We start from the raw sequence: 9,484 nt of genomic DNA, 5'->3' as shown, positions 1-9,484 counted from the left end.
CCCCGCGTTGACCGTTTCTTTCGAATGCCCATCGCAACCTCCTCATCGAGTGTTGCGACGACCAATTGAATCCACCCTTGCATGTCCTTGCGTTTTGGTATCATCGAGGATGAAAGAATAACAAGGCCGGTGGGGAAGCGATGGAAGGCAGCGTGGCGTTGCGTGAGGCGGACATGGAGTTCGACTACGTCGTGGTCGGTGCCGGCTCGGCCGGCTGCGTTCTCGCCAACAGGCTCAGCAGCGACGGCGAGCACACGGTGCTGCTGCTCGAGGCCGGTCCGAAGGACAGCAACATCTGGATCCACGTTCCGCTCGGCTACGGCAAACTATTCAAGGAAAAATCCGTCAACTGGATGTACCAGACCGAGCCGGAGCCCGGGCTCGACGGCCGCTCTGTGTTCCAGCCGCGCGGCAAGGTGCTCGGTGGCTCCAGCTCGATCAACGGCCTGCTCTATGTGCGCGGCCAGCACGAAGATTACGACCGCTGGCGCCAGCGCGGCAATGTCGGCTGGGGCTATGACGACGTGCTGCCCTATTTCAAGCGGGCGGAAAATCAGTCCCGCGGCGGCGACGACTATCATGGCGTCGACGGCCCGCTGCCGGTGTCCGACTGGCGACACGAGGACCCGTTGTCCGAAGCGTTCGTGAAGGCGGCGGTCGAAGCCGGTTTGCCCTTCAATGGCGACTTCAACGGCCAGAGCCAGGAGGGCGCGGGCTTCTTCCAGACCACCACACGCCATGGCCGGCGCGCCAGCAGCGCAGTCTCCTACCTGCGGCCGGCGCTCGGCCGCAGCAACCTCCACGTCGAGACCGACGCGCTGGCCCAGCGCATCCTGTTCGAGGGACGCCGGGCGTGCGGCGTGACGTTCAGCCAGCGCGGCCGGATGCGGACGGCCCGCGCTCGCAAAGAGATCCTGGTGTCGAGCGGTGCCTATAACTCGCCGCAACTGCTGCAGTTGTCCGGGGTCGGTCCGGGCGAGCTGCTGAAGCAGCACGGCCTCGACGTGGTTCTTGATGCGCCCGGTGTCGGGAGTGACCTGCAGGACCATCTGCAGGTCCGCATCGTGATGCGCTGCAGCCAGCGCATCACGCTCAACGACATCGTCAACAACCCCGTGCGCAAGGTGCTGGCCGGCGCACGCTATGCGGCCTTCCGCAACGGTCCGCTGACGATCGCGGCGGGTACGGCCGGCGCGTTCTTCAAGACCGATCCGCGGCTTGCGAGCCCTGACATCCAGATCCACTTCATCCCGTTCTCGACCGACAAGATGGGCGAAAAGCTGCACACCTTCTCCGGCTTCACCGCCTCGGTCTGCCAGCTCAGGCCCGAAAGCCGCGGTTCGCTGCGGATCAGGAGCGCGGATCCGACGGTGCCGCCGGAAATCCGCATCAATTATCTCGCCAGTGAAACCGACCGGCGGGCCAACATCGATGGTCTCCGGATCCTGCGGAAAATCCTGGCGGCACCGGCGCTGAAGCCGTATGTCTCGGATGAAGCCTATCCGGGATCCAAGATCGCGAGCGATGACGACATCCTGGCCTATTGCCGGCAGACCGGCAGCACGATCTACCATCCGACCTCGACCTGCCGGATGGGGACCGATGCTGCCGCCGTGGTCGATCAACGCCTGCGGGTGCGCGGCGTCGACGGCCTGCGCGTGGTCGATGCCTCGATCATGCCGGATCTGGTTTCGGGCAACACCAACGCGCCGGTCATCATGATCGCGGAGAAGGCCTCCGACATGATCTTGCAGGACGCGCGCTGACGCAGGAATGAGTTCGTGACACGTTTCCGGATCGGCACCCGCAAGAGCACGATGGCCTTGGCGCAGACGGAGGAGATCGCCCGCCGGCTGCAGGCTGCGATTCCGTCGCTCGACATCGAGATCGTCAAGTTCGAGACAACGGGCGATTCCGACCAGACCAGCAAGCTGCTCTCGCATGGCGGCAAGGGTGGGGCGTTCGTGGCCGAGATCCGCCGTGCCATGCTGGACGGCCGGCTGCATGCAGCGATGCACTCGCTGAAGGACATGCCGGGCAACGAGGAGACGCCCGGTCTGGTGGTTGCAGCGCTGCTGTCGCGCGATCCGCCGGGCGACGTACTGGTGCTGCGGCGCGGGCTGTCGCTTGACGAATTTCGCAAGGATGGCGGCCGGGGCTTCAAGATCGGCACCAATGCCGTGCGCCGGGCCGCCTATGCGCGGCGGCTGTTTCCGCAGGCCGAGCTGATCCATTTCCGCGGCGCGGCCGACACCCGCATCCGCAAGCTCGACAATGGCGAGCTGCAGCGGCTGCCGGACGGCGGCGCCGTGGGGCCGGCCGACGCCCTGATCATGGCACGATCCGGGCTGGAGCGGGTCGGCTTGTCCGACCGCGCCTCCTACGAGTTTCCGGTCGCCGACATGCTGCCGGCGGTCGGGCAGGGCATCGTCGCCGTCGAGTGCCCCGCGTCGGATTGGGAAACCCGGCGCATCCTGGCGACCATCGACGATGCGGCGGCGCGGACCTGCGCCGACGCCGAGCGCGAGGTGCTTTGGGTGCTCAACGGCCATTGCAATTCTCCGATCGCAGGCTTTTCGACCATCGACGGCGGACAGTTGACGCTGACCGCCTCGGTGCTCGACGAGGACGGCGGCCGCTTCATCGAGGCGCAGCGTTCGGCGCCCGCTGATCGCCCGCGCGAGCTCGGTCGCGCGGTCGGGCTCGAGCTGCTTGCCAACGGCGCGGCCGAGCTGATCGAGCGCAGCCGGCCGCGTTGATCGGTCATCCCCTGTAGGCGCGGACACGCGCCAGCATCTGCTCGACATGGGCGATCGGTGTCTCCGGCAGGATGCCGTGGCCGAGATTGAAGATGTGACGTCCCCCGGCATAGCTCGCCAGCACGTCGTCGACCGCCTGGTCGAGCGCCGCGCCACCGGTGATCAGCGCCAGCGGATCGAGATTGCCCTGAACGGCCACCTTGCTCTGCACCCGTTCGCGGATAAAGGCGGGCTCCGCCGTCCAGTCGATGCTGACCGCATCGATTCCGGTTTCGGTGACATAGCCCGGCAACAGCGCGCCGGCGCCGCGCGGAAAGCCGATGATCCTGGCGTCGGGCCGCGCCTTGCGCACGCCCTCGACGATGCGTCGCGTCGGCGCGACCGACCAGCGCGCGAACTCGCGCGGTGACAGCACCCCGGCCCAGGTGTCGAAGATCTGCAGCGCGTCGGCACCGGCCTCCAGCTGCTTCAAGAGATAGGCGATCGAGCTGTCGACCAGCGCATCGATGATTCTGCCGAACGCATCGGGATGCCGATAGGCGAGCAGCCGCGCCGGCGCCTGATCAGGTGTGCCTTGGCCCGCGACCATGTAGGTCGCAACCGTCCACGGGGCGCCGCAAAAGCCGATCAGGGCGGTGCTCGGTGCCAGTTCGGCCCGCACACGGCGCAGCGCCTCGAACACCGCTTCCAGCGTCGACAGGTCTGCCTTCGCCGACAGCGTCGCGATCTTCTCCGGCGTATCGAGCGGATCGAGCCGCGGGCCTTCGCCGACCTCGAAGCGGACGCTGCGGCCGAGCGCATGCGGGATCACCAGAATGTCCGAAAAGATGATCGCCGCATCGAAGCCGAAGCGCCGGATCGGCTGCAGCGTGACTTCGGCCGCGAGCTCAGGATTGAAGCAGAGATCGAGAAAGCCCCCGGCCTTGGCGCGGACCTCGCGATACTCCGGCAAATAGCGGCCGGCCTGCCGCATCATCCAGATCGGCGGTCCGCTCTGGCGCTGACCGGACAGCACGTCGATGAAAGGCTTGTTCACGGCAGTCTCACTCACGCTCGGGGCTCCGCAACCTTCGGGAACAGTTTACCGTCCGTGATACATGCCCAAGCGGTTCCGGCCAAGGTCATATCCGCTGGGGCGTCGCGGGAGATGCGAGCGTCCCCGCAGTCGCAGGGCGTCACATCGAGGGGAACACGTCCTTCGCCCCTGCGTTGTCGTCCCACAGGGAGATTGGTCATGGCTGAGAAATTCAATCCCGCGCCGCACGACAAGCACGCCGTCGATCCCCGCGAAGCCGCGCGTCTCGACCGCAAGACTGCAACGCAGCTCGACAAGGGACTGATGGACACGTTTCCGGCATCGGACCCGGTGAGCCTGCAGCAGCCCTCGACGACCCGCGTGAAGGACGACGCTGACGTTGACCGAGACCATTCGCCATCGCTTTGGGACAAGGTGCGATCGGTGTTCGTTCGCTGAACTAACAGGCTGAACGCCCGCCTTGACCGCGGCGCCGCCGCTGTTTGTCCGTAGTCGTACGGGAGATGCCGTAATCTTACGGGGCGCCGCGGACGCCTTTGGACCCGCCGCATTTCAGGGTTAGATAAGATGTCCATGGGACTCTCCCGGCGTCCGGAGAGTCCCGCGGAATGGACGTTGGTGCGACCAGAGTTGATCGAAGCCGCCTGCCGATGTGGGCGGCTGGTGTGCTTGCGCTCGTGTCGGTCGCGATTCTCGCTTACAGCGTCTGGGGCGAATGGACGTCCCGACAGGCGGAGCTGCGCAATGCCGAAACCGATCTCGGCAACCTCGCTCACTCGCTGACCCAGCACGTCGAGGATACCTTCGAGCTTGCGGATTCGCTGTTGCGCGGCGTCGTCGCCGCGCTCGAGACCGATGACGGCAAGCCCGGTGCGATCGCCCGACTGCAGACGATTCTGAAGACGAGGAAGGCCAATCTCGGCCGCATCCGGGGCATCTTCGCCTATGGCGAAAACGGCGACTGGCTTGCCACCACCGAGGATGTCACGCTCACCAACTACAACAATGCCGATCGCGACTACTTCGCACACCACAGGATTTCGGCCGATCGCTCGCTGCTGATCGGTCGTCCGGTGCAGAGCAGGGCCGGCGGTCAATGGGTCATCACCCTGTCGAGGCGCTGGAATCACGCGGATGGCCGGTTCGGCGGCGTCGTGCTGGCAACCGTCGACGTTGCCTATTTCGCTCAGTTCTACCGTCAGTTTGCCGTCGGTCGTGAGGGGACGATCAGCCTGATGAGCCGTGACGGAGCCGTCCTCGCCGACAATGCGGAACCGGACCCGCAGACGGTCGGGCGCCCCGTACTTGAAGCGATCCCCTATCATCCGGCGTCGGGGCCGTTGCAGTTCCGAAGGCTCGGCGAACCGTCCGAACGCATCGGGTTCTATCAGCACGCGCAGCGCTATCCGTTCCTCATTCTGGTGACGCGCACGGAGGCGGAGGTCCTGGCCGAATGGAAGCGTGATGCGCTGATTCGGCTCACGGTGCTGGTCTGTCTGGTCGCGCTCGTCATCGCGATCGGCATCTTCCTCGCGAAGCAGTTGCTGCAGCGGCAGCAGCTTGCCGCGGCGCTGGCGGCAAAGGAGGAGAACTTCCGGCTGCTCGCCGAAGGCTCCAGCGACATCGTGACGCGGATCGAGCTGGACGAATGCATCGGCTACGTCTCGCCCTCGACCATGCGCGTGCTGGGCTGGCACCCGTCGGAGCTCCTGGGCAAGCGTGCGCTCTCCGGCGTGCATCCGCTCGATCGCCCGCAGTTGCAGGCGATCCTCGATCAGCTCAGGAGGGGGGCCGTCGACGAAGCACGCGCAACCTATCGCATGCGCCGCCGCGACAAGTCGGAGATCTGGGTCGAGGCCACGATCCGCGCCACCCGTCAGCCGGACGGCGCGCTCGACGGCTTCGTCGCCGTCACCCGCGACGTGACGCAGCAGAAGACGCTGCAAGGACGGCTCGAGACGCTTGCGATCGAGGACGGTCTCACCGGGCTCGCCAACCGCCGCCGGTTCGACGAGCGGCTGCTGGAGGAGTGGGGCAGGGCCTACCGCGACAAGACTTCGCTGGCGCTGCTGATGATCGACATCGACCACTTCAAGGCCTTCAACGACGCCTATGGTCACCCGGCCGGCGACGAATGCCTGCACACCGTGGCCGGCATTCTCGCCGACGAGGCGCAGCGCAGCTCGGATCTGGCGGCCCGCTACGGCGGCGAGGAGTTCGCCATCCTGCTGCCGAACACCGATGCCGGGGGCTGCGCCAGGCTCGGCGAGCGGATCAGGCGGGCACTGCACGAGGCCCGTATCGTCCACGATCACAACCCGGCGGGCATCGTCACCGCGAGCATCGGCGGCGCGGTGTGCCGGCCGGGCTTCGAGCGATCGGCCGGACCGGCCTCGCTGATCGAGGCGGCCGACCGCGCGCTCTATGCCGCGAAGGACGCCGGCCGCGACCGCCTGATCATGGCCGGAGAGGTGATCGATCTGCCCGCCGGCAAGGCGCCGGCGACCGTCCCGGCCTGAGATCGCCGCACGATCAGTAGTGCGGCGGCTGCTCATTGCGCGGCCCCTCGGCATTGTTTTGCGCGTCCTCGAGCCGCTCGACCAGCAGGGCGATCTTGCGCTTCAGCGCATCGATCTCGCGCCACTGCGCGGTGATGGTCTGGTTCAGCGTCTCGATCGTGTCGTCCTGGAAGGTGAGGCGCATCTCCAGCGTGTCGATCCGCTCGCCGAGCTCCGCGTTGGATGGATCAGAGCTGCTCATCGCGTGCGCCCTCCGGAACTGCTTTGATCGTGGCCGCGCTGTGCTCCCGCAGACCGTGGCCGAGCGCGACGCGTTCGTCGAACACGAAGCAGCCGCCGCGCCAGCGGCTCTCGGCTTCCGGGATCTCCTCGAGATACTTCAGGATGCCGCCCTTGAGGTGGTAGACCTCGGAAAAGCCGCGCGCCAGCAGCAGCGCGCTCGCCTTCTCGCAGCGGATGCCGCCGGTGCAGAACATCGCGATCCGCTTGTGCCTCGCAGGATCGAGTGCGCGTTCCGCAAAATCCTTGAACTGCCCGAAGCTCTGCAGGCCTGGATCGACCGCGCCTTCGAACGTCCCCATCGCCACCTCGAACGCATTCCTTGTGTCGAGCACGACGGTATCCGGCGCGGCGATCAGCGCGTTCCAATCGGCGGGACTGACATAGGTCCCGACCTGCCGGGTCGGATCGGCGGCGGGATCGCCGAGCGTGACGATCTCCCGCTTCAGCCGCACCTTGAGGCGCCGGAACGGCATGGCCGTGGCGCGCGAGTATTTCAGCTCCAGACTGTCCAGCCGGCCGGCGAACAGCGTTCCGTCGCGAAACTCGCCTACCAGAGCGGCAATTGCCGGTTCGGTCCCGGCCACGGTGCCGTTGATGCCCTCCTCGGCCAGCAGGACGCTGCCCTTGATGCCGCGCTCGGCGCAAAAGGCGTGGAGCGGCGCGCGCAGGTCGCGAAAATCCGGCAGGGCGACGAACTGATAGAAGGCGGCGACGGCGAGGGGCATGCGGCCGTTTACCAGCAGAGCTGACCATAGAAAAGCTGGTATCCCCGGGCATTGCCGAGCCTGGAAGGAATGTGCGATGTAGCCGGTCAGCACTGGCATTCCAGCCACCAAACGATCACGCAGCGAGCAACGATGAGAAGCTTCCATTTCCCCGGCAGGTCGACGGTCCACGCCCAGAACGGAATGATCGCCACCTCGCACCCGCAGGCGGCGCTGGCCGGGATCGAGGTGCTGCGGGCCGGCGGCACCGCAGCCGACGCGGCGGTGGCAGCCTGCGCCCTGCTCGGGGTGATCGAGCCGCAATCCACCGGCATCGGCGGCGACTGCTTCGCCTTGGTGCAGCCCAGGGGCGAAGGCCGGGTCATGGCCTATAATGGCTCGGGCCGGGCGCCCGCCGCCGCGACCGTGGACTGGTTTCTCGAGCGCAAGATCCACTCGGTCCCTCTGACCTCGGCCCATGCGGTGTCCGTCCCCGGCGCGGTCGACGCCTGGGACCGCATCCTGCGCGACCACGGCCGGCTCGGGCTCGACCGGCTGCTGCAGCCCGCGATCCGCGCCGCGGAGGACGGCTATGTGGTGGCGCCGCGTGTCGCGTTCGACTGGAACAACCAGTTCGAGAAGCTCAAGAACGGCACCAACACCGCGCGCTACTTTCTGCCGCATGGCAAGGCGGCTGCCGTGGGTGACGTGATCCGCCAGCCGGAGCTGGCGCAGACCCTGCGCGTCATCGCCAAGGACGGGCCGAAGGGCTTCTACACCGGCGCGGTCGCCGAGGACATGGTGCAGACGCTGCGTGGCATCGGCGGCCTGCACACCTTGGAGGATTTCGCCAACCACCAGACCGAGGTGACCTCGCCGATCGGCACCACCTACAAGGACTACGACGTCTGGCAGTGCCCGCCGAACGGCCCGGGCATCACCATGCTGGTGATGCTCAACATCCTCTCGCGCTTCGACCTCACGCGCATCGATCCGCTTAGCGTCGAGCGCTTCCACCTCGAGGCCGAGGCCGCCCGTATCGCCTACATGATGCGCGAGCAGCACATCGGCGATCCCGCGCACATGACGACCGAGGTCGCCAGCATCCTCGCCAAGGAGTTCGCCGACGAGTACATCTCGCAGATTAGCCTCGACAAGCTGCTCGACCTGCCGAACGTCGCGCCGCCTATGAATCCGGAGACAGTCTACATCACGGTCGTCGACCGCGACCGCAACGTCTGCTCCTTCATCAATTCGATCGCGCATTCGTTCGGCTCGGCCATCGTCTCCAACGAGACCGGCGTGCTGCTGCAGAACCGCGCCGGCGGCTTCCGCATCCAGCCGGGCCATCCGAACTGCATCGGCCCGGGCAAGCGTCCGCTGCACACGATCATCCCGGCGCTCGCCACCAAGGCCGGCCGCGCCCAGATGTCGTACGGCGTCATGGGCGGCCAGTATCAGCCGGTCGGCCAGACCCACGTGCTGACCAACATCCTCGACTATGGCTGCGACGTGCAGGAAGCGATCGATATGGCGCGCGGTCTGCACTACGAGGGCGTCTATCAGCTCGAGGACGGCGTGCCGGCCGAGGTGGTCGAGGGCCTGCAGAAGATCGGCCACAAGACCGCCAAGGTGGTGTCGCCGCTCGGCGGCGGTCAGGCGATCTGGATCGACTGGGACAAGGGCACGCTCACCGGCGGCTCCGACCCGCGCAAGGACGGCTGTGCGCTGGGCTATTGAGGTGCCGGAATTCCTCCGTGCGTTCGTCATCGCGAGCGCAGCGAAACGATCAGAGTGGCGATCGTGACCCCGGATTGCTTCGTCGCTTCGCTCCACGCAATGACGATGGTGGCTACGCAAGCCGCATCCACACACACCGCTGTCGTCCCGGCCTTGCGCCGGGACCCATAACCCCAGGCAGTGGTTTGAGGCAGGCCAGCCGTTAGTTCCTCGCACGTCACGTCCGCCGCGGCGTATGGGCCCCGGATCGGCGCCGGGACGACGGCGGTGGATGGGGCGGATACACGGCTCAAACAACGATCGACACACGGTCTCGTTCTCGCGGCACGGACGCCCGAGGTCTGCGATCATCGTGGCCCTTGCAAAATGCAGAGGGCGCAGGGAATGCCGGGTGAAGGCCTCACCCATGGCCCGCCTGCGAAAAAAATGCAGGCGGCAGGTACC

Annotated in this window: 8 protein-coding genes; 5 read left to right on the top strand and 3 right to left on the bottom strand. The window is 66.7% G+C overall.

Annotation, left to right across the window (positions count from 1 at the left end; genetic code table 11):
- Positions 1–140 precede the first annotated feature (140 nt).
- Together QW868_RS33330 and hemC are read left to right on the top strand one after the other, a co-directional pair.
- A complete protein-coding gene (locus QW868_RS33330; protein ID WP_316232556.1) occupies positions 141–1,766 on the top strand; it encodes a choline dehydrogenase in 1,626 nt (541 codons plus the stop codon).
- Between the two features lie 15 nt (positions 1,767–1,781).
- On the top strand, positions 1,782–2,759 hold the full coding sequence (hemC, locus tag QW868_RS33325) for a hydroxymethylbilane synthase (protein ID WP_315738421.1): 978 nt from the start codon (positions 1,782–1,784) through the stop codon (positions 2,757–2,759).
- Between the two features lie 4 nt (positions 2,760–2,763).
- Here the strand turns inward: hemC and hemE are convergent, their stop codons facing one another.
- Positions 2,764–3,810, bottom strand: coding sequence for a uroporphyrinogen decarboxylase (gene hemE / locus QW868_RS33320; protein ID WP_410051347.1), 1,047 nt, complete (start codon positions 3,808–3,810; stop codon positions 2,764–2,766).
- A 183-nt stretch (positions 3,811–3,993) separates the two neighbouring features.
- Here hemE and QW868_RS33315 point away from each other — a divergent pair, with 183 nt between their 5' ends.
- Both QW868_RS33315 and QW868_RS33310 read left to right on the top strand, forming a co-directional pair.
- Positions 3,994–4,233 (top strand): hypothetical protein, encoded by a 240-nt coding sequence (locus QW868_RS33315; RefSeq protein ID WP_315738420.1) that lies wholly within the window; start codon positions 3,994–3,996, stop codon positions 4,231–4,233.
- A gap of 170 nt (positions 4,234–4,403) precedes the next feature.
- A complete protein-coding gene (locus QW868_RS33310; RefSeq protein ID WP_316232555.1) occupies positions 4,404–6,314 on the top strand; it encodes a diguanylate cyclase in 1,911 nt (636 codons plus the stop codon).
- Between the two features lie 13 nt (positions 6,315–6,327).
- On the opposite strand, the gene QW868_RS33305 is transcribed toward QW868_RS33310, so the two are convergent.
- Together QW868_RS33305 and QW868_RS33300 are read right to left on the bottom strand one after the other, a co-directional pair.
- On the bottom strand, positions 6,328–6,555 hold the full coding sequence (locus tag QW868_RS33305) for a SlyX family protein (RefSeq protein WP_316232554.1): 228 nt from the start codon (positions 6,553–6,555) through the stop codon (positions 6,328–6,330).
- On the bottom strand, positions 6,542–7,321 hold the full coding sequence (locus QW868_RS33300) for a rhodanese-related sulfurtransferase (RefSeq protein ID WP_316232553.1): 780 nt from the start codon (positions 7,319–7,321) through the stop codon (positions 6,542–6,544). The genes QW868_RS33305 and QW868_RS33300 overlap by 14 nt, the downstream gene beginning before the upstream one ends.
- Positions 7,322–7,453: 132 nt before the next feature.
- Between QW868_RS33300 and ggt the strand changes: the two genes are divergently transcribed.
- Complete coding sequence (gene ggt, locus QW868_RS33295; RefSeq protein ID WP_316232552.1) at positions 7,454–9,040, top strand: gamma-glutamyltransferase; 1,587 nt, start codon at positions 7,454–7,456, stop codon at positions 9,038–9,040.
- Positions 9,041–9,484: the final 444 nt, after the last annotated feature.

Origin of the sequence: Bradyrhizobium sp. SZCCHNR1051 (assembly GCF_032489615.1) — a bacterium.
In the GTDB taxonomy this organism is placed as follows: domain Bacteria; phylum Pseudomonadota; class Alphaproteobacteria; order Rhizobiales; family Xanthobacteraceae; genus Bradyrhizobium.
Note: the sequence above shows the minus strand (reverse complement) of the source record. Positions and strands in the feature narration are given on the sequence as shown.